Source organism: Actinokineospora guangxiensis, from assembly GCF_042657845.1.
Lineage (GTDB): Bacteria > Actinomycetota > Actinomycetes > Mycobacteriales > Pseudonocardiaceae > Actinokineospora > Actinokineospora guangxiensis.
This window is the reverse complement of the sequence record NZ_JBHSKF010000003.1, coordinates 287,076-307,319: the sequence shown is the minus strand read 5'-3', so window position 1 is coordinate 307,319 and position 20,244 is coordinate 287,076. Positions and strand designations below refer to the sequence as shown.

The 20,244-nt window shown below is 71.5% G+C and carries 12 protein-coding genes and 1 pseudogene; 8 read left to right on the top strand and 5 right to left on the bottom strand.

Annotated elements, in window-relative coordinates; genetic code table 11:
* Positions 1 to 83: 83 nt before the first annotated feature.
* From ACFPM7_RS08255 to ACFPM7_RS08245, 3 genes are read right to left on the bottom strand one after another with little or no spacing between them, the layout of a single operon-like run.
* Positions 84 to 2,081, bottom strand: a complete 1,998-nt coding sequence (locus tag ACFPM7_RS08255) for an FAD-dependent oxidoreductase (protein WP_378245586.1) — start codon at positions 2,079 to 2,081, stop codon at positions 84 to 86.
* Complete coding sequence (locus ACFPM7_RS08250) at positions 2,078 to 2,614, bottom strand: PadR family transcriptional regulator (protein ID WP_378245584.1); 537 nt, start codon at positions 2,612 to 2,614, stop codon at positions 2,078 to 2,080. Before ACFPM7_RS08250 ends, ACFPM7_RS08255 begins: the two co-directional genes overlap by 4 nt.
* A 57-nt stretch (positions 2,615 to 2,671) precedes the next feature.
* On the bottom strand, positions 2,672 to 3,067 hold the full coding sequence (locus tag ACFPM7_RS08245) for a very short patch repair endonuclease (RefSeq protein WP_378245582.1): 396 nt from the start codon (positions 3,065 to 3,067) through the stop codon (positions 2,672 to 2,674).
* Positions 3,068 to 3,247: 180 nt separating this feature from the next.
* Between ACFPM7_RS08245 and ACFPM7_RS08240 the strand changes: the two genes are divergently transcribed.
* Together ACFPM7_RS08240 and ACFPM7_RS08235 are read left to right on the top strand one after the other, a co-directional pair.
* Positions 3,248 to 5,113: a trypsin-like serine protease gene (locus ACFPM7_RS08240; RefSeq protein WP_378245580.1), complete on the top strand. Its 1,866-nt coding sequence runs from the start codon at positions 3,248 to 3,250 to the stop codon at positions 5,111 to 5,113.
* Positions 5,114 to 5,182: 69 nt separating this feature from the next.
* Positions 5,183 to 6,073, top strand: coding sequence for a hypothetical protein (locus tag ACFPM7_RS08235; protein WP_378245578.1), 891 nt, complete (start codon positions 5,183 to 5,185; stop codon positions 6,071 to 6,073).
* A gap of 218 nt (positions 6,074 to 6,291) precedes the next feature.
* Here ACFPM7_RS08235 and ACFPM7_RS08230 read toward each other — a convergent pair whose 3' ends face one another.
* The gene (locus ACFPM7_RS08230) at positions 6,292 to 7,872 is read right to left on the bottom strand and encodes a S8 family serine peptidase (protein WP_378245576.1); all 1,581 of its coding nucleotides are present in this window, start codon (positions 7,870 to 7,872) and stop codon (positions 6,292 to 6,294) included.
* Positions 7,873 to 7,985: 113 nt separating this feature from the next.
* Positions 7,986 to 9,563, bottom strand: coding sequence for a S8 family serine peptidase (locus ACFPM7_RS08225; RefSeq protein WP_378245574.1), 1,578 nt, complete (start codon positions 9,561 to 9,563; stop codon positions 7,986 to 7,988).
* A 257-nt stretch (positions 9,564 to 9,820) separates the two neighbouring features.
* On the opposite strand from ACFPM7_RS08225, the gene ACFPM7_RS08220 reads away from it, so the two are divergent.
* The 6 genes and pseudogenes from ACFPM7_RS08220 to ACFPM7_RS08195 all read left to right on the top strand — a co-directional run bounded on the left by ACFPM7_RS08220 (position 9,821) and on the right by ACFPM7_RS08195 (position 20,195).
* Positions 9,821 to 12,715 (top strand): ATP-binding protein, encoded by a 2,895-nt coding sequence (locus tag ACFPM7_RS08220; protein WP_378245572.1) that lies wholly within the window; start codon positions 9,821 to 9,823, stop codon positions 12,713 to 12,715.
* A 799-nt stretch (positions 12,716 to 13,514) separates the two neighbouring features.
* Positions 13,515 to 15,194, top strand: a complete 1,680-nt coding sequence (locus tag ACFPM7_RS08215; protein ID WP_378245570.1) for a M14 family zinc carboxypeptidase — start codon at positions 13,515 to 13,517, stop codon at positions 15,192 to 15,194.
* A gap of 139 nt (positions 15,195 to 15,333) precedes the next feature.
* Positions 15,334 to 16,134: pseudogene (locus tag ACFPM7_RS08210) on the top strand (S1 family peptidase); the annotation flags it as partial.
* 57 nt (positions 16,135 to 16,191) lie between these two features.
* Complete coding sequence (locus tag ACFPM7_RS08205) at positions 16,192 to 16,512, top strand: proprotein convertase P-domain-containing protein (RefSeq protein WP_378246319.1); 321 nt, start codon at positions 16,192 to 16,194, stop codon at positions 16,510 to 16,512.
* A 233-nt stretch (positions 16,513 to 16,745) separates the two neighbouring features.
* Positions 16,746 to 18,539 carry an AMP-dependent synthetase/ligase gene (locus ACFPM7_RS08200; protein ID WP_378245568.1) on the top strand — a complete coding sequence of 598 codons (1,794 nt, stop codon included), beginning with the start codon at positions 16,746 to 16,748 and terminating at the stop codon, positions 18,537 to 18,539.
* A gap of 3 nt (positions 18,540 to 18,542) precedes the next feature.
* Positions 18,543 to 20,195 carry a substrate-binding and VWA domain-containing protein gene (locus ACFPM7_RS08195; RefSeq protein ID WP_378245566.1) on the top strand — a complete coding sequence of 551 codons (1,653 nt, stop codon included), beginning with the start codon at positions 18,543 to 18,545 and terminating at the stop codon, positions 20,193 to 20,195.
* The last annotated feature ends 49 nt before the right edge of the window (positions 20,196 to 20,244 follow it).

Here is a 20,244-nt window from a genome sequence, read left to right as displayed (position 1 = left end):
CTCCCCCGCCGGGGTGGCCCGGCCTGTAAGTGCGGCACAGCATGCCGGAAGGGAGCGAAGTCCGTAGTGACCCAGAGCACAGGCTAGATCGAGGCGGCGAGCCGGGTCCCCTGGTCGATGGCGCGCTTGGCGTCCAGCTCTGCGGCGACGTCCGCGCCGCCGATCAGGTGCACGGGGACGTCGCCGAGCTGCCCGGCCAGCTCGCGCACCGATTCCTGGCCCGCGCACACCACGACGGTGTCGACCTCCAGCACGCGCGGGTCGCGCCGCTGCGGGCCGAAGCTGATGTGCAGGCCCGCGTCGTCGACGCGCTCGTAGTTGACGCCCGCGATCTGCTCGACGCCCTTGCTCTTGAGCGCGGCCCTGTGCACCCACCCGGTCGTCTTGCCCAACCCCGCGCCGATACGGGAAGCCTTGCGCTGCAACAGATACACCTTGCGCGGCGAGGCCGCGGGCGTCGGCGTGACGAGGCCGTCGCCGCCGACGCCCCACTCGGCCTTCCAGGCCGCCAGGTCCAGCGCGGGCGACTCGGCGTGGGTGAGGAACTCGCTGACGTCCACCCCGATCCCGCCCGCCCCGATCACCGCGACCCTGGCCCCCACCGGCTTCCCGTGCCGCACGACATCCACATAGGACAGGACCTTGGGATGGTCGATGCCCGGGATGTCCGGCACCCGGGGGGCGACCCCGGTGGCCAGCACGACCTCGTCGTAGCCGCGCAGGTCCGCCGCGCCCGCCCGGGTGCCCAGCTTCACGGCCACGCCGGTCAGCTGGAGCCTGCGCTCGTAGTAGCGGATGGTCTCGGCGAACTCCTCCTTGCCGGGGATGCGCCGGGCGATGTCGAACTGCCCGCCGATGTGGTCGGCGGCCTCGAACAGCTCCACCCGGTGCCCGCGCTCGGCCAGGGTGACCGCGGCGGAGAGCCCGGCCGGGCCCGCGCCGACGACGGCGACCCGCTTGGCCCGCCGCGCCGGGGAGAGCACCAGCTCGGTCTCGCGCGCCGCGCGCGGGTTGACCATGCAGGTGGCCCGCCGGTTGCCGAAGATGTGGTCCAGGCACGCCTGGTTGCAGGCGATGCAGGTGTTGATCTCGTCGGCGCGGCCCTGCTCGGCCTTGCGCACCCAGTCGGGGTCGGCGAGCATCGGCCGGGCCATCGAGACCAGGTCCGCGCCGCCGCCGGCCAGGATCTCCTCGGCGACCTGCGGCATGTTGATCCGGTTGGTGGCCACCACCGGGATGCCCACGTGCGGCTTGAAGGCCCTGGTGACGTCGGTGAACGCCGCCCTGGGAACCGAGGTGACGATGGTCGGCACCCGCGCCTCGTGCCAGCCGATGCCGGTGTTGATGATGGTCGCGCCCGCCGCCTCGACCTCCGTGCCGAGGGCGACGATCTCCGCCCAGGTCTGCCCGCCCTCGACCAGCTCGGCCATCGACAGCCGGTAGACGATGATGAAGTCCGGCCCGACCGCCTCGCGCGTGCGCCGCACGATCTCCACCGCCAGCCTGCGCCGGTTCTCGGGGCTGCCGCCCCAGCGGTCGGTGCGCTTGTTGGTGCGCGGGGCCAGGAACTGGTTGATGAAGTAGCCCTCCGAGCCCATGATCTCCACGCCGTCGTAGCCGGCCTCGCGGGCAAGCACCGCGCAGCGCACGAAGGCGCGGATCTGCGCGCGCACCCCGTGCTCGGAGAGCGCGCGCGGGCGGAACGGGTTGATCGGGGCCTTGATCGCGCTCGCCGAGGCGCTGAACGGGTGGTAGGCGTAGCGGCCCGCGTGCAGGATCTGCAGGGCGATCTTGGCGCCCTCGGCGTGCACCGCGTCGGTGACCGGCCGGTGCCCGCGCGCCTCGGCCGAGGTGGTCAGCTTGCCGGAGAACGGCTTGAGCCAGCCGGTGCGGTTGGGCGCGTAGCCGCCGGTGATGATCAGGCCGACGCCGCCGCGGGCGCGCTCGGCGAAGTAGGCGGCCAGCTTGGGCACGTCGCGCGCGCTGTCCTCCAGGCCGGTGTGCATGGAGCCCATGATCACGCGGTTGCGCAGGGTGGTGAAGCCGAGGTCGAGCGGGGAGAGCAGGGTCGGGTAGCTCATGGCGTCTCCAAGGCGCTGGTGACCTCGTCGCACCAGGCGACGAAGGCGGTCTCGGCGGCGATGCCGCCGCGCAGGACGAGGTACTGGTGCAGCGTCGGGCCGGTGTGCGCGGCGCGGTCGGGGAAGTCGGCGGCCTCGATGGCGCGGTAGGCGGCCAGGCGCTCGGCGTGCGCGGCGCGGTGGCGCACGACCTCGGCGAGCACGGCGGCGAGGTCGCCGAACCCGGCGCCGCGGATCTTCACGGCGAGGTCGGTGCGCAGGTCGGCCGGGTCGCCGGGCTCGGCGATCCAGCGGGCCAGCTCGGCACGGCCGTCGGGGCTGACCGAGTACACCTTCTTGTCCGGCTTGCCGTCTTGGGCGACGTGCTCGACCGACACCCAGCCCTGCTCCAGCATGCGCTTGAGGACGCGGTAGATCTGCTGGTGGGTGGCCCGCCAGAAGAAGCCGATGGACTTGTCGAAGCGCCGGGTCAGGTCATAGCCGGACGCGGCCCGCTCCCCGAGCGAGACCAGGATCGCGTGCTCCAGCGCCATGTACCGGAGAGTAGCTATGACGCCAGGTAATGTGCAACCAGGTGCATATGGCCTCGGTCACCGCACCACGGCGAGCACCCGGGCGGCGGCCTCGGCGGGGTCCTCGTGCTCCCACACCCGCACGACCCGCCAGCCCGCCTCGGCGAAGCGCGCGTCGGTGTCGCGGTCGCGGGCCCGGTTGCCCTCGATCTTGGCCCGCCAGAACTCGGCGTTGTTCTTCGGCCAGGTCGCGTGCTCCGGGCAGCCGTGCCAGAAGCAGCCGTCGACGAACACCGCGACCCGCGCGCCGGGGAAGACCACGTCCGCCTCGCGGCGCACACCCGCCACCGGGCGGCGGTGCACGCGGTAGCGCAGCCCCAGGGCGTGCAGGGCCCGGCGCAGGGCCATCTCGACGGCGGTGTCGCGGGACTTCTGCCTGCTCATCCGCCTGCGGACCGGCTCGGTCGCGTCCATCGCCCACCTGTCCACACCGGACACCACGGACCCCCGCGGGTGACGCCGGATTAAGTTCCGTACCCCTACGGATACGTGCCCTGATTGTTCCTCACCGGGCGTCACCCGAAAGTGACGAGCAGCGAGTAGCCGTCGACCCCTGCCTAGAGGCGGCTGTTCCTGACCCGGAAAGGAACCATCGTGAAACGTACACCACGGTCTTGGGGCCTGGTGGCCTTGGCCGCGGCCACGGTGCTGGTGCCGCTGGGCACGACCATCGCGCTGGCCGCGGAGGAGAGCGGCGCGAACGCCCCCGCGGCGAACTACGAGGGTGGCGACGGGAGCGAGCCGCCGGGAGCCGGGGCGTTCTTCTACAACGGCCAGAACGCGACCGTCGGCGAGTTCCCCGGCGTCATCGCCGGCATCCGGGAGGGCGGTCCGCGTCCGCAGGGCCAGTCCTGCTCCGGCACGCTCGTGGCCCCCCGCAAGGTGCTCATCGCCGCGCACTGCGCCGACTCCAGCGGCACCAAGCGCTTCGTCTACGGACTCAACGACCTCAACGAGTGGAACGGCGGCAGCGGACCCGGCACCGTCGCCAACGTCGTCTCGTACAAGAAGCACCCGCAGTACGTCAACTTCGACCAGGGCTACGACGTCGCCGTCGTCACCCTCGACCGCGACGTCCCGCTGCAGGGCGGCGCGGCCTACCCGAAGTTCGCCACCTCGGCCGACTCCGGCATCGCCGCCCCCGGCAAGAGCGGGCTCGGCTTCGGCTACGGCAAGAAGAACCACGCCGACAGCCCCGCCGACGTCACCCTCGACAAGGCCACCCTGCCGATCGTCAACGGTGACTCCGTCTGCCAGGGCGTGGGCGCGGGCTTCAAGTCCGCGACCATGATCTGCGCGGGCTACTCCGACGGCCGCACCACCATCCTGCAGGGCGACTCCGGCGGACCGTTCATCGTCGACGGCAAGATCGTCGGCGTGGCGTCCTGGAGCCGCTCGGACTTCAGGTGGTACAGCATCTACGGCAGGCTCGACAACGCCATGGGCGACTGGGTCGCCCAGGAGGTCGGCACTCAGCCCGAGCCGCCGGACGGCGAGTTCGGCGTGGAGCTCAAGCCGTCGTCGGGCTCGGTCGCGGCGGGCAGGCACCTGTCGGTCGAGGTCGACACCAACGAGGGCGACCTCGGCGCGGTGGACGCCACCCTGTCGGCCACCGGGGTCCCGTCCGGTGTGCAGGCGGTGTTCCAGTCCAGCGAGATCACCCTCGGCGAGTCGGTCAAGCTGACCTTCGACGCCTCCGCGCAGGCGGCCAACGGCACCCACGAGGTGACCGTGAACGTGCGCACGGCGGGCGGGCAGACCTCCTCGGCGCGCTTCTCCCTGACCGTCACCGGCGGCGGCGACCCCGAGCCGGGCGACTTCACCCTGGGCGCGTCGCCCAACTCGGTGACCGTGGGCGCGGGCAAGACCATCTCGACGACGATCACCAGCCAGGGCAGCGGTTCCGGCATCAACCTGACCGCCTCCGGCGTCCCGTCCGGCGTGCAGGCCGAGTTCCAGCCCAGCACCATCACCGGCGGCGGCAACGCCAAGCTGTCCTTCACCGCGGGCTCGTCGGTCACCACCGGCACCCACACGGTGACCGTCACCGGCCGCGACAGCTCCGGCAAGACCGCCACCACCACCGTGACCCTGCGGGTCGAGGGCAGCGGCAACCCGCCGGTCGGTGACGTCCGCGTGACGGCGAACCCGTCCAGCGGCACCGGCACAGCGGGCCAGATGGTCCAGACCTCGGTCACCGCCTCCGGCGGCACGGGCAGCCTGCGGCTCTCGGCGACCGGCGTTCCGGCGGGCACCCAGGTCTTCTGGAACCCGCAGTCCATCGGCCAGGGCGGCACCAGCAACGTCTGGTTCTTCACCAACTTCCAGACGCCGGTCGGCACCCACACGGTGACGATCACCGCCACGAGCGCGGACGGCAAGTCCGGCTCGACCGCCTTCCAGCTGACGGTGACCCGCTTCGGGTACTCCGTCGGCGGGAACACCTCCCAGGCCTGGTAACGGCCCGTTCCACCTGAGACGGCAGACCCGCTGACCCGGGTCTGCCGTCTTGGCATTCAGGAGCAAGCGATGAACCTCGACACCTTCCCGTCCGTCCTGGACCGCACCATCGAACGCAGCGGCATGAGCCTGGAACACCTGCAGCGGCGGCTCTCCGCCCGCGGCGTCCGGGTCAGCCTGTCGACGCTGAGCTACTGGCGGCGGGGGCGGACCAGGCCGGAGCGGCCGGAGTCCATGAAGGCCGTCTCGGCCATGGAGGACGTGTTGGAGCTTCCTCGGGGGCACTTGGCGGAGCTGCTGCCGCCGCGCAAGCCGAGGGGGCGGTGGGCGTCGCGGGCCGGGGAGACACGGCAGCCGGACGTGCTGTGGCGTGATCCGACGGGTCTGGCGGCGGCGCTGTCGGCGCTGGAGGAGCCCTCGCCGGGGACGCTGACGTACCTGTCGATCCACGACCACCACCGGCTGGACTCGATGCGCCGGGACGCGAGCACGACTGTTCGGATGGTGTTGCGGGCTGAGGCCGATGGGGTGCGGTCGTGTGTTGTGCTGCATCGGGCCGAGGACGGGGATACGGCGCTGCCGGTGGTGGTGGCGGGGTCGGGGTGTGCGGTGGGGCGGGTTCGGTCGCAGCCGGGGAACCGGTTCGTGGTCAGCGAGATCCTGTTGGACCGGACGCTGTCGGTGGGGCAGACGGCGTTGGTGTCGTACGAGGTTCGGTGGTTCGGGACTGTTCCGGCGCTGCGGTACAGCCGGGCGTTGCGGCGGGCTCCTCGGTCGTATCTGGTTGAGGTTGGGTTTGATCGGTTGGCGGTTCCTGCGGAGTGTCATGCGTTCACGCAGGGGGATGCCTGGGCGGCCGAGCGGGGTGGGGGGCGGTTGCGGGTGGGGGCGTTCGGCGGGGCGCATCATCTGGTGAGTGATCCGCAGGAGCCGATCGTGGGAGTGCGCTGGGTCTGGTGAGTTCGTGGGCTGTGGCTTGCCTGGGTCCGCGTGTTGTCCGATGGGGTGGATTCGCCTCGGACACTTGTGCGGGCCTGTCGCGTCTCGCGGTCCATGCCATGCCGGCGGGCCCGTACCCGCCCGCGGCTGAGTCCACCCTCGCCCATCCGCCCATGCGGGCACACGAAAGCGCGGCCCCGGGGAGAGGGAACCCCGGGGCCGCGCCGTCACCGATCAGCTCAGAAGGTGAGCGTCCAGGTGTCGATGGTGCCGGTGTCGTGGCGGTAGATGTCGGTCACCCGCAGCTTCCAGGTGCCGTTCTTGGTCTCCGAGGAGGCGTCCACCGTGAAAGTCTGGTGGATGCCCGCCGCCGAGCCGATGCCCGCCGCGGCGTGCAGCAGGTAGGCGCGGCCGGAGGGGCCGACCAGTTCGACCTTCAGGTCGGCGGTGTAGGTGTGGTTGATGTCGACCTTCACCGAGGTGGTGGAGTCGGCGTTGCCGGTGCAGCCGGTGACCGCGACGTCGGAGGTGATGGCGGTGTTGGTGTCGGGGATGGTGACGTCGTTGGCGTTGGAGCCGCCTTCGCAGGTCGGGGGCTCCGGGTCGGGGCCGCCGCCGCCGATCAGGCTGTAGAGGAGCTTGTTCGGGGAGCCGGTGCCGGGGTTGGTGACCTTGCCGCTGGTGGCGCCGTTGACCAGCGCGTCGCGCAGGGCCTGGGGGGAGGCCGTGGGGGCGCCCGCCAGGTAGAGGGCGGCGACGCCCGCCACGTGCGGGGCAGCCATCGAGGTGCCGGACATGTTGGTGGCGCTGCCCGACAGGCCCAGCGAGGTGATGCCGTCGCCGGGGGCGAAGATGTCGGTGCAGGTGCCGAAGTTGGAGAAGCTGGCGCGGGCGTCGTTGCGGCTGGTGGCGTTCACCGTGATGAGTTCGGTGATGTTGGCCGGGCCGGTGCTGCACGCGTTGGTGCTGGAGTTGCCGGAGGCGGCGACCATCTGCACGCCCGAGGCGAGCATGCTGGAGATGGCCTGGTCGCCGATGTCGGCGCTGTCGAAGGTCCACGACGCGTTGACCACGGCGGGCTTGACGGCGTTGGCCGTGACCCACTCGATGGCCTGCACGCCGTCGGAGTCCGGCGCCGAGGAGCTGCAGTTGTCGCCGAGCATCTTGACCGAGACCAGCTTGACCTTCTTGGCCACGCCGTAGGTCTTCGACCCGATCGTGCCCGCCACGTGGGTTCCGTGGCCGTTGCAGTCCTGGCCGTCCTCGGTGACGAAGTCCGCGCCGACGGTGGCGCGGCCCTCGAAGTCGGCGAGGTTGGTCTTGATGCCGGTGTCGGTGACGTAGACGGTCACGTTCGAGGCGGTGGTGTTGTAGTTGTACTTGGTGTCCAGCGGCAGGTCGCGCTGGTCGACGCGGTCGATGCCCCACGTCGCGTTGTTCTGCACGTCGGCGGCGCGGATGGTGCCGGTCTGGAAGACCTTGGACACCTTCGGGTCCGCGGCGAGCCTGCGGGCCTCCTGGGGGCTCATGTCCCAGACCACGAAGCCCTTCATCGACACCGACAGCGATGCCTCCAGCTCGCCGCCGTAGATCGACGACAGCGACTCCGCGGTCTGCTGCACGGCCGAGGCGGACGCCGTCGCCGGGCCCGACTTCAGCGCGACGACGAAGCCGCCGCCGGGCCAGGGGTTCTTGGCGGGTACGAATGGCGCCTCGGCCGCGGCCGCGGTGCCCGCGCCTGCCAGCAGCGCCGCCGCGACGGACGCCGCGCCGACGGCCGCCAGCGCGACCCGCCCGTACGAGCGGGACTTTCCTTGCATGACTTGGTCCTTCCGCGAAGGTCGACAGCCGTCCCGGGCGAACGGCCGACAGGGTTTCGACTTGCGGGCCGGGCCGTCCCGCGCGATCGCACCGCGCGGGACGGCCCGGAGTCCTACGGGGTGAGCGTCCAGGAGGTCAGCGAGCCGCTGTCGTAGCGCCACATGTCGGCGACCTGGAGCTTCCAGGTGCCGTTGCGGGCCTCGCCGGACAGGTCGACGGTGTAGGTCTCGTTGAGACCGCCGTTGCCCTTGCCGCCACCGGCCTTCTTCAGGTTGTAGCTGGTGCCGTCCGGTGCGATCAGGTCGACCACGAGGTCACCCACGTAGCTGTGGGTGATGGCGACCTTCACCGTGGCGTTGGCCGAGCCGTTGCCGGAGCAGTTCGCGATCGCGACGTTGTTGGACACGGCGGTGCCGTTGTCCGGGATCGCCAGCGTGTTGTTGTTGCTGGCGGGCGAGCAGGTCGGGTCCGGCGGGTTGCCGCCGCCGATGAACCCGGTGTAGAGCAGCCGGTTGGGCGAGCCCTGCACGTCGGTGATCTTGTTCGGGGTGCTGTTGTTCACCAGCGCGTCGCGCACCTGCTGGTTGGTGGAGTTGGGGTTGGCGTTCAGGTACAGCGCCGCGGCGCCCGCGACGTGCGGGGTGGCCATCGACGTGCCGCCCATCTCCTGGGTGCCGCCGCCGTTGCGGGTGGAGAGCACGTTGGAGCCGGGGCCGAAGATGTCGACGCAGGTGCCGAAGTTCGACGAGCCCGAGGAGTAGATCGAGCGCTTGTCGTTGCGGTCGCTGGCCGCGACGGTGATCGCGGCGGGGACGCGGGCCGGGCTGACGTTGCAGGCGTTCTGGCCCTCGTTGCCCGCGGCGACCGCGGTGGTGACGCCCGCGTTGATCAGCCGGACGATGGCCTCGTCCAGGCTGGACGTGGCGCCGCCGCCGAGGCTCAGGTTCGCCACGGCGGGCTTGCGGGCGTTCTGGGCCACCCAGTCGACGCCGCCGATGATCTGCGACCACTGGCCCGAGCCCTGGCAGTTGAGCACCCGGACCGCGACCAGCTTGACCTTCTTGGCCACGCCGTAGGTCTTGGACCCGACGGTGCCCGCGACGTGCGTGCCGTGGCCCTGGCAGTCCGAGGCGTCGTTGTCGTTGTCGATGAAGTCGCGGCCGCTGGTGGCCCGGCCCTCGAACTCGGTGTGCCGCATGTCGATCCCGGTGTCCAGGATGTACGCGGTGACCGCGGAGCCGTCGTTGGCGTAGGTGTAGCTGTTGCTCAGCGGCAGGTCGCGCTGGTCGACGCGGTCGATGCCCCAGGTCGGGTTCTGCTGGGTGTCCTTGATGGTCGCCACGCCGTCCTGCTGGACGTAGGCGACGGCGGGGTTGGCGGCCAGTCGCTTGGCGGCGGCCTCGTTCATCGACACCGAGAAGCCGCGCAGGGCGGCGGTGTAGGTCAGCTTGACCGAGCCGCCGTACTGCTTGGCCAGGTCGAACGCCTTGTTGTTCACTCCGGGGGCGCTGGCCTGGGCGTCCTTGAGCACGACGATGTAGCTACCCGCGACCGGGTTGGGCGCCGCGAGGATGCTGCCGGTCGGCTGCGCGGCGCTCGCCGGGCTGGCCACCGCCACCGCGGCCAGGGCGCAGGCGCCGGCCGCGAGCCCGGCAACGGCGACCCGGCGGGTCTTGCGATCATGTCGCATCTGGGCTTCTCCATTCACTCCACCGGGTGGGGAACACCAACCGGAGGTGTGGCTGTCGGGCAGGGTTGAATTACTGACAGCCACTCGATCTCACAATCGGGTGGAGGTGCAGCCCGAACAATCCGGGTTTCGGTACGTAGGGATACGGCTCTTTCACTTAAGATCAACTTCCGGCGGCGTCCGCTCCAGGAGTTTCCGAACCCCGTTCGAGCGGCCTAGGCTGCGAGACCAGCCACAGCGAGAACGCGGGGGTGTCGATGATCCGACGGGCGGCGGACCCTCGAATCCGCACCAGCTCACCGGTCCTCGTGGGCCGTGACGAGCAGTTCGCGTCGCTGCGCGCGGTGACCGCGCTGCATCCGGCCGTCGTGCTCATCGAGGGCGAGGCGGGCGTCGGCAAGAGCAGGCTCATCGCCGAGCTGCTCGCCTGCGACCTCGGCCCGGCGCTGCCCCTGGTGGGCACCTGCGCGCAGGTGGGCGAGCCGTTCCCGTACGGCGCCGTGCTGGAGGCGCTGCGCGGGGCCAGGACCCGCCTGGCCGCCAGGCCCGCGCTCTCCCCGGTGACCGGCGCGGTCGCGCCGCTGCTGCCCGAGATCGGCGAGCACCTGCCGCCGCCCCCGGTGCCCATCGGCGACCCGCGCGCCGAGCGCCACCGCCTCTTCCGCGCCGTGCGCGAGCTGCTGGGCGCGGTGGGGCCCGTGCTGCTGGTGGTCGAAGACCTGCAGTGGGCCGACGACGGCACCCGCCAGCTGCTGCGCTTCCTGATGAGCGACCCGCCGTCGTCGCTGACCACAGTGGTCACCTACCGGCGCGAGGACGTCCCCGGCGGGCTGCCGCTGGGCACCGCCTACCGGCCGCCGACCGGGGTGGTGAGCGTGCTGCTGGAGGTCATGCCGCTGAAGGTGGAGGACGTGCGCGGGCTGGCCGAGGCCATCCTGGACGAGGAGTCGGTGTCGGCGGAGTTCGCCGCCCGGCTGCACGACCGCACCGCGGGCATCCCGTTCGTCATCGAGGAGACGCTGCGCGCGCTGCGCGTCTCGGCGGGCGGCTCCCCCATCACCGCCCACGCCGACGGCGCGAGCGCACGGCGGCTGCTGGACTCCGTCGAGGTCCCGGTGCTGCTGCGGGACGCCATGGCGGAACGACTGGGAGCGCTGCCAACCGCGGCGACGCGGCTCGTGCAGGCCGCCGCCGTGCTCGGCTCGCCCGCGCCCGCCGAGCTGCTCGGCGAGGTGTCCGGGGTGCCCGAGCCGCGGCTGCGCGCCGCGCTGACCCACGCGCTGGCCGGGCACGTGCTGTACGAGGTCGACGGCGGTCGCTACGGCTTCCGGCACGCGCTGGCCCGCCAGGCCGTCTACGACACCCTCGGCGGCCCGGACCGCATCCACCTGCACAACCGGGCCATCGACGCGCTCGACCAGGTCGACCCCCGGCCGCTGGTGCAGCTCGCCGAGCACAGCGAACGGGCCGGGCGGGTCGCCGCCTGGCTGCACTACGGCGAGGCCGCCGCGGACCGGGCGAGCGAGGTCGGCGACGCCGCGACCGCGACATCGATGCTGCAACGGCTGCTGCGCGAGCCGTCGCTGCCCGCCGAGCACGTCGACCGGCTGGCCATCAAGCTCGGCCAGGTCGCGCACACCGGCCTGGACCAGCGCGACCCCGTCGAGCTGCTGGAGCGGCTGCTCAGCGACCACCGGCTGTCCACTTCGGCCCGTGGCGAGGTCCGGCTCTACCGGGGCCTGCTGCTGCTGCGCGGCGCGGGCGGCATCGTGGAAGCGCGCAGCGAGGTCGAACGGGCCATCGCCGACCTCGGCGAACGCCCCGACCTGGCGGCCAAGGGCACCTCGGTGATGGCGATGCCCTACGTGGGCATGTCGACCCTGGCCGAGCTGGAGCCGTGGCTGGCGCGCGCCGAGGAGTACCGGGCCTCGTGCGCCGACGGCGAGCTGCGGCTGTCGCTGCTGGCCAACGAGCTGGGCTCCAAGCTGCTGCTCGGCGACCCGCACGTGCTCAGCCGCATGTCGGAGCTGCCGGAGTACGTCGAGACCGTCGGCGAGCAGCGGCAGCTGGCGCGCTCGTGGTGCAACCTGAGCGACGGCGCCACCGTCGTCGGGCACCTGCGCCTGGCCAACGAGCTGCTGCGCTCGGGGCTGCGGCTGGCCGCCGACTGCGGGGCGACGTTCGTGGTCAGCACCGCGCGGGCCACGCAGGCCAGGGTGGACTGGTTCACCGGCCAGTGGACCGGGCTGGCCGAGCGCACCTCCCGGCTGCTGGACGAGTACCGCGACCTGTTCCCGGTTGCCAGTGAGCTGGCGCTGGTGCTCGGGTCGCTGGCCGTGGCCAGGGGGGAGTGGGCCGAGGCGACGAGCTGGTTCACCGAGACCGGGGCGTTCGCACCCGAGGAGGCCATCTCGCAGATCGCGATCGCGGGGTGCGCGGGGCTGGCGTGGAGCCAGCTCTCGCAGGAGGACCCTGAGCGGGCCTGCGCGGACGCCGACCGGGGGGTGGAGATCCTGCGCGCCAAGGGGGTGTGGGCGTGGAGCGGGGAGATCGCGGGGATCGCGGTCGCCGCCTACCTGGCCGCCGGGCGGGCCGACGACGCTCGGAAGCTGGTGGCGGACATGGCTGACGGGCTGGCCGGCCGGGATGCTCCGCTGGCTCACGCGGCATTGGCCTTGGCGCTGGGGCGGATCGCCGAGCACGACGGTGAGTTGGATGTGGCGCTGCGGCACTACCGGGATGCCGGGGCTCGGTATCGGTCGATGCCTGCTCCGTACGCGGCTGCCAACGTTGCCGAGCGGGAGGCGCTGTGTCTGCTTCCTGATGACCCGGAGGGGGCTACGGCGTTGCTCTCCGAGCAGGTGGACACCTTCGATCGGCTTGGGGCCACGCGGGATGCGGCGCGGTGTCGGCACCATCTGCGGGGGGTTGGTGGGGCGAAGCCGTCTCGGCGGGGTCGGCGGGGGTATGGGAACGAGTTGTCGCCTCGGGAGTTGGAGGTGGCTCGGCTGCTGGCGGGGGGGCATACGAACCGGGAGATCGCTGAGGTGTTGTTCCTGTCGCCTCGGACGGTGGAGCAGCATGCGGCTCGGGTGTTGCGGAAGTTGGGGGTGGGGTCGCGGACGCAGCTGCACGCTGAGGATCTGGTGTAGGCCCGTGGCTGGTTCCGGTGGTTCCGCGGCGGTGTCTTGTGGTGGGTCCGATGGGGTGAAGCCGCTTCGGACAGGTGGCACAGGCCCCTTGCGTTGCGGGGGTGGCGACCTGGCGTGGCTTCACCCAGGCGGGTTGGCGGTAGTGCGGCACCACCCTTTCCCGGACCTTGGCGCCCCCCAGCCTCATGCTCGTTGTGGCAGATGGGTGAACTCCCCTGCCGGCTCGGGGTGGCGGCGGTGGGGTGGGGCGGCTTCGTCCGGACAGCAAGACGACGGGAGCGCGCCTGGGCCGCCGCTGGCCTGGCACGCTCCCGTCGGGGGTGGATCGCGAGGGTCGAGCCGCCCCCTGCGGTGCAAGCGGCTCGAACTGGGCGGCCGGTGCCGATGCGGCCGCTGGTGCGCGATCCCTCCTGTGGGGCGGGCGATGAGGGGCGCCCGCTGTGTCTTGTGGACGGACGGGGAGGGGCTGTGGTGGCGCCCCTCCCCGGTCCGGTCCGGCTTCGGTCGTCCGGCAGGGGGTGAGACGTTCGGGCGACCGGGGATGACGATGCCAAGTCGGGCAGAGCGGAACAATCGCGGCACCGATAGGTAGGGCTACCTATTTATTACGCCGCCGTGTCAGCTGGGAAATGGGAATGACGCCCTACGACCGCAGCCTTGTGGCCGATCGATGCGCGGGTCACTATTCGACCTGCCAGAGCCTGTCCGAGTGGTCGTGAGGGCGCCCGTTGGGTTCGATCACGAGGATGGGCACAACTAAACCTCCAGCGCCGACCGGCGCTCCCTGCAGGAGGCACGCGTGAAACGCAAACGCCTGTCCGTAGTGGTCGGGGCGGCGGCAGCCGTCGCTCTGATCGCGACCACCAACCAGAACGCGGCCGGTGGGGACACCGCCGCTGCCGCCCCTCGGGCATCGGCCGAGTACCACGTCCTCGGGGTGAACTCCGCCCAGCAGCGCACGGCGATCAGCAAGACCGGCGCCGCGATCAACGGTGTCGAGGACAGCCGGACGATGATCACGGCCACCGACGCCGAGGTCGCCAAGATCCGCGGGCTCGGGTTCCGGGTCGAGGCCGAGGCGGCACCCGACGTGCACATGCACGGGGCCGCCGAGGTCACCCCGATGGACTTCCCGTCCACCCACTCGGACTATCACAACTTCGCCGAGATGACGGCCGTCATCGACCGCGCGGTGGCAGACCACCCGGGGCTGATCACCAAGCAGGTCTACGGCAAGTCGTACCAGAACCGCGACCTGTACGCGATCAAGATCTCGGACAACGCGGGCACGGACGAGAACGAGCCCGAAGTGCTGTTCACCCACCACCAGCACGCGCGCGAGATCCTGACCGTGGAGATGGCGATCTACCTGATCAACCTCTTCACCGACAGCTACAACAGCGACTCGCAGATCAAGAACCTGGTGGACAACCGCGAGATCTGGATCCTGCCGAACGTCAACCCCGACGGCGGCGAGTTCGACATCTCCACCGGCAGCTTCCAGGGCTGGCGCAAGAACCGGCAGCCCAACTCCGGCAGCTCGGCCATCGGCACCGACATGAACCGCAACTGGAACTACCAGTGGGGTTGCTGCGGCGGGTCGTCCACCTCGCCCAGCTCGGAGACCTACCGCGGCCCGCGCGCGGAGTCCACGCCCGAGGTCAAGGCCATCGCCGACTTCGTGCGCAGCCGCAACATCGGCGGCAAGCAGCAGATCACCGTGGGCATCGACTTCCACACCTACAGCGAGCTGGTGCTCTGGCCCTACGGCTACACCTACAACGACACCGCGCCCGGCCTGACCGCCGAGGACCAGCGGGTCTTCTCCACCATCGGCCGCGCCATGGCGCAGACGAACGGCTACACCCCCCAGCAGTCCTCCGACCTGTACGTCACCGACGGGTCGATCGATGACTGGCTGTGGGGCGCGGAGAAGATCTACGGCTACACCTTCGAGATGTACCCGGGCAGCGGCGGCGGCCTCAACGGCTTCTACCCGCCCGACGACGTCATCGCCCGCGAGACCTCGCGCAACAAGGCCGCCGTGGTCTACCTGCTGGGCCTGGCCGACTGCCCGAAGCGCTCCATCGGCCTGACCTGCTCCGGCGGCGGCGACCCGAACCCGCCGGGCGGCACGTTCGAGAACACCAACGACGTGGCGATCCCGGACGCGGGCGCGGCGGTCACCAGCTCCATCGCCGTCACCGGCCGCACCGGCAACGCGCCCGCGAACCTGCAGGTCGGCGTCGACGTCCGGCACACCTACCGCGGTGACGTGGTCCTAGACCTCATCGCCCCGGACGGCACCGCCTACCGGCTGAAGAACTCCAGCTCCAGCGACTCTGCGGACAACATCATCACCACCTACACGGTGAACGCCTCGTCCGAGGTGGCGAACGGGACCTGGCGCCTGCAGGCCCGCGACGTCTACCGCAGCGACACCGGCTACATCAACAGCTGGAAGCTGACGTTCCCCTAGCCAGACCCGCTCCACCCCCTAGCGACGCCCCGGCCCGCGTGACCTCCCTGCTCCGCGGGCCGGGGCTTCGTCCACGGATTTCGGCCGCCACCCCCTGCGAGGCGCACACCGCGCCAGGCGGTCGAGGAAGGAACGAACCATGACAGAGGGCAAGTGGTTCAGGCGCGCCGCGCTCGGCGTGCTCGGCGCCGCGGTCACGATGACCGCCGCGATCGGGCAGGCCGCGTCCGCGGCGCCGCCGTCGTCGGAGCCGGGTGACATCACCCCGCAGGTCGTCGGCGGCACCCGCGCCGCCCAGGGCGAGTTCCCCTGGATGGTGCGGCTGTCGATGGGCTGCGGCGGCGCGATGTACACCGAGTCGCTGGTGCTCACCGCCGCGCACTGCGTCAACAGCACCGGCAACAACACCGGCATCACCGCCACCTACGGCGTCGTCGACCTGCAGAGCAGCAGCCGGGTCACCCGCACGTCGAACTACGTCTACCGCAACCCCGGCTACAGCAGCTCCGCGGGCGGAGACTGGGCGCTGATCCGCCTGTCGCAGCCGATCAGCGGCGCGGCCACCCTGCCGATCGCCACCACCACCGCCTACGACAACGGCACCTTCACGGTGGCGGGCTGGGGCGCGGCGTCCGAGGGCGGCGCGCAGCAGCGCTACCTGCTCAAGGCCGACGTCCCGTTCGTGCCGGACTCGACCTGCCGCTCGGCGTACCCGTCGATGAAGACCGCGGTCGAGATCTGCGCGGGCTACCCGCAGGGCGGCACCGACACCTGCCAGGGCGACTCCGGCGGCCCGATGTTCCGCAGGGACAACGCGGGCCAGTGGATCCAGGTCGGCATCGTCTCCTACGGCCGCGGCTGCGCCCGCCCGAACTACCCGGGCGTGTACGCCGAGGTCAGCGCGCTGTCGGGCGCCATCCAGGCAGCGGCCCGCGACCTGGGCGGCGGCGGCACCGACCCCAACCCGCCGGGCCGCACCTTCGAGAACGCCAACAACGTGAACATCCCGGACCTGGGCGCAGGCGTCACCAGCAACATCGCCGTGTCCGGCCTGACCGGCAACGCCCCCTCCGGCCTGCAGGTCGGCGTGGACATCAAGCACACCTACCGCGGCGACCTGGTGATCGACCTGGTCGCGCCGGACGGGTCGCTCTACCGGCTGAAGAACTCCAGCGGCTCGGACTCGGCCGACAACGTGATCGCCACCTACACGGTGAACGCGTCCTCGGAGGTCGCCAACGGCACCTGGAAGCTCCAGGTCCGCGACGTGTACTCCGGCGACACCGGGTACATCGACAGCTGGAAGCTGGTGTTCTGACGGCCAACCGCCGTTGATCCGGCATCATCACTCTGGGTAACGGCCCCGATCAGGTGCGCGAAGTCGCCTGGTCGGGGCCGTTTCCTGCCCGTGACCTGGCATTCGACCGGTATCTTTTGCGCCCACCCTCTGGCCGAAGCGGACATCGGCAGGCAAGATACCCGGCAAAGTTACCGATAGGTAGCGGCCGTGTGCACCGGGCGCTGCCTGCGTGTCTCGCCGAGGAGCAGATCATGCGCGAATTCGCCGTCCCCGCCGTGGAGAAGCGCGCGGAGGCGGGTGGTCTGGCCGACCTTGTCTTCACCAACGCCACCGAGGCCCCCACCCATGTGCAGTTCCGGCGGCGCGCGGGCTCCGGCTGGTCCGACGTCACCACCACCCAGTTCCGCGACGAGGTCGTCGCCGCGGCCAAAGGCCTGATCGCCTCGGGCGTCGGCGCGGGCGACCGGGTCGCGATCCTCGCGGCCACCCGCTACGAGTGGACGCTGCTGGACTTCGCCATCTGGGCGGCGGGCGCGGTGACGGTGCCGATCTACGTGACCTCCTCCGCCGAGCAGATCCAGTGGATCCTGTCGGACTCCGGCGCGGTCGCGATCATCGCCGAGACCGACGAGCACCTGGCCCGCGTCGAGCAGGTCCGGCCCGCCGTGCCACAGCTGAAGAACGTCTGGCGCGTCGACGACGTCGACAAGATCGTCGAAGCGGGCAAGGACGTCGACGCCGCCGAGGTCGAGGCCCGGCGCACCGCGGTGACCGCCGCCGACGTGGCCACCCTGATCTACACCTCGGGCACCACCGGCCAGCCCAAGGGCTGCGTGCTGACCCACGACAACTTCTTCCACGAGTGCGCCTCGGCCACCACCACGCTGGCCCCGCTCTTCCGCGGCGTCGGCAGCACCGAGGAGCCGACCACGCTGCTGTTCCTGCCGGTCGCGCACGTCTTCGGCCGGATGGTGCAGGTCGGCTGCGTGTACACGCGGGCGACGATGGGCCACGGGCCCGACGTCAAGAAGCTCATGGACGACCTGGCCACCTTCCAGCCGACGTTCATCCTCTCGGTGCCCTACGTGCTGGAGAAGGTCTACAACGGCGCCCGGCAGAAGGCGCACGCGGGCGGCAAGGGCAAGATCTTCGACGCCGCCGCGGCCACCGCGATCGCCTACAGCGAGGCGGGCGGCAAGGCCGGGCTGGGCCTCAAGCTCAAGCACGCCCTGTTCGACAAGCTGGTGTACTCCAAGCTGCGCGCGGCCCTGGGCGGCAAGACCAAGTACGCGATCTCCGGCGGCGCGGCGCTGGGCCTGCGGCTGACGCACTTCTACCGCGGCATCGGCCTGACCGTGCTGGAGGGCTACGGCCTGACCGAGACCACCGCGGCCTCCACGGTCAACGCCCACGACGGCTTCAAGGCGGGCACCGTCGGCCGCCCGATCCCCGGCATGGCGGTGCGCATCGCCGACGACGGGGAGATCCAGGTCAGGGGCCCGGTGGTGTTCAAGGGCTACTGGAACAACGACGCCGCCACCGCCGAGGTCATCGACGCCGACGGCTGGTTCTCCACCGGCGACCTCGGCGCGCTGGACTCCGAGGGCTACCTGTCGATCACCGGGCGCAAGAAGGAGATCCTGGTGACCTCCGGCGGCAAGAACGTCGCCCCGGCGGTCATCGAGGACCGCATCGCCTCGCACCCGCTGGTCGCCCAGGCCATGGTGGTCGGCGACGGCCAGAAGTACATCGCCGCCCTCATCACGCTGGACCCGGAGTACTTCACCTACTGGAAGACCACCGTCGGCAAGCCCGCCGACGCCACGATCGCCGCCTTGGTGGACGACGCCGACCTGCTCGCCGAGGTGCAGAAGGCCGTCGACGAGGGCAACTCCGCGGTCTCCACGGCCGAGTCGGTGCGCAGGTTCCGGGTGCTCTCGGCGGAGTTCACGCCCGAGACCGGGCACCTGACGCCGTCGCTGAAGCTCAAGCGCCGGGTCATCATGAAGGACTTCCAGTCCGAAGTAGACAGCCTGTTCGGCTGAGCGATGGGTCGGCACTCGACACCGGGACGGCGCCGCGGCGGCGTCGGCAAGCCCGTCGTGATCACGGCCGGGCTGCTGGCGCTCGCCCTCGTCGGGTGGCTCGGCTACGGGTTCGTGGCCGAGCGCCTCGGCGGGCCGGACTGCGCCGGGGCGCAGCCGCTCGCGGTGTCCGCGGCGCCGGAGATCGCCTCGGTGGTCGACGCCGCCGCGCGCCGCTTCGCCGAGGCCGACCCGTGCGCGAAGGTCGTGGTGAGCAGCCGCGCGTCCTCGGTGGTGGCCGAGGAGCTGGTGGTCTCGGAGTCCGGGGAGTACCCGGACGTGTGGATACCGGAGTCGGCCCGCTGGCTCCAGCACGCCCAGAGCAGCGGGGCGTGGGACGTGCCGGTCACCGGCACGTCCGTGGCGTCCTCGCCGGTGGTGCTGGCCGTCATCGAGGACACCGCGCGCGAGCTGGGCTGGCCGGACACCGCGCTGACCTGGGAGTCGGTGCTGAGCGCCGAGCAGGGCTCCGTCGGCCTGCCCGACCCGTCGTACGACCCGGTCGGGGTGTCCGCGCTGCTGGGCATCCAGACCATGACCTCGACGCAGGCCAACCCGGGCGCGGCGGCGACGGCGCTGATGCGCGCGCTGTCGCCGAACACGCTGCCGAAGACGGCGGACCTGTTCACCCGGCTGCCCGGCGGCGGCAGCGAGGCCAAGTCGCTGACGGCGTTCCCGTCCTCCGAGGTCTCGCTGATCAAGCACAACGCCCGGCAGGGCTTCGCGCCGCTGGTCGCCGCCTACGCCGAGGTCCCGGCGCTGGACTTCCCGTTCACCGTGCTGCCGCGCACCGCCCCGGCGGGCCGCGACCTCGCCCAGCGCTTCCTCGGCGCGCTGGTCGACCCGGCAGGCGAGGTCACCTTCGCCGACGCGGGCTTCCGCTCCCCCTCCGGAGCGGCGCTGCGCGACCGCTCGCAGGACGAGCGCACCACGGCGGTGCCCCAGGACCCGGTCGCCCTGCCCGCCCCCGACGACGTCGACGTGCTGCTCAACCGGTGGGCCGGGGTGAACAAGAGCGCCCGCGTCCAGGTGCTGCTCGACGTCTCCGGCTCGATGGCCGAACCGGTCCCCGGCACCGGCACCGACCGCATGGGCATCACGCTGCGCGCCGCCGAGCTGGGACTGAAGCTGTTCAAGCCCACGACCCGCTACGGCATGTGGCTGTTCTCCACCCGCCTCGACGGCGACCGCGACTACCGCGAAGTGATCCCGATGGCCACCGTGGGCGACCACCTCGATGGTGACGCCGTCCAGACGCTGCGCGGGGTCAAGGCGCTGGAGAACGGCGCCACCGGCCTCTACGACAGCGTGCTCGCCGCCTACCGCTCCTCGCGGCAGAACTGGGAACCGGGCCGCATCAACCTGGTCATCGTGCTGACCGACGGCAAGAACGAGGACAGCGACGGCATCTCCCGCCAGGCCCTGCTGGCCGAGCTGGCCAAGCTCCAGGACCCGCGCCGCCCGCTGCAGATCATCGGCATCGGCATCGGCCCGGACATCGACTCCGCCGAGCTGAAGTCCATCGCCGAGGCCACCGGCGGCCAGGCCTTCACCACGCCGGACCCGACCAAGATCGGCGACATCTTCTACGCGGCACTGGCGAAGCTGTCCGGCTGAGCTGGTCGGGCGGGCGGAGACATCCGGCCCCCGCCGCCAGGTCATGCCG

Excerpts from the sequence above, each read along its gene's own strand:
- ACFPM7_RS08255 (WP_378245586.1), bottom strand. The coding sequence starts at position 2,081 with ATGAGCTACCCGACCCTGCTCTCCCCGCTCGACCTCGGCTTCACCACC.
- ACFPM7_RS08250 (WP_378245584.1), bottom strand. The coding sequence starts at position 2,614 with ATGGCGCTGGAGCACGCGATCCTGGTCTCGCTCGGGGAGCGGGCCGCG.
- ACFPM7_RS08245 (WP_378245582.1), bottom strand. The coding sequence starts at position 3,067 with ATGGACGCGACCGAGCCGGTCCGCAGGCGGATGAGCAGGCAGAAGTCC.
- ACFPM7_RS08235 (WP_378245578.1), top strand. The coding sequence starts at position 5,183 with ATGAACCTCGACACCTTCCCGTCCGTCCTGGACCGCACCATCGAACGC.
- ACFPM7_RS08230 (WP_378245576.1), bottom strand. The coding sequence starts at position 7,872 with ATGCAAGGAAAGTCCCGCTCGTACGGGCGGGTCGCGCTGGCGGCCGTC.
- ACFPM7_RS08225 (WP_378245574.1), bottom strand. The coding sequence starts at position 9,563 with ATGCGACATGATCGCAAGACCCGCCGGGTCGCCGTTGCCGGGCTCGCG.
- ACFPM7_RS08220 (WP_378245572.1), top strand. The coding sequence starts at position 9,821 with ATGATCCGACGGGCGGCGGACCCTCGAATCCGCACCAGCTCACCGGTC.
- ACFPM7_RS08200 (WP_378245568.1), top strand. The coding sequence starts at position 16,746 with ATGCGCGAATTCGCCGTCCCCGCCGTGGAGAAGCGCGCGGAGGCGGGT.
- ACFPM7_RS08195 (WP_378245566.1), top strand. The coding sequence starts at position 18,543 with ATGGGTCGGCACTCGACACCGGGACGGCGCCGCGGCGGCGTCGGCAAG.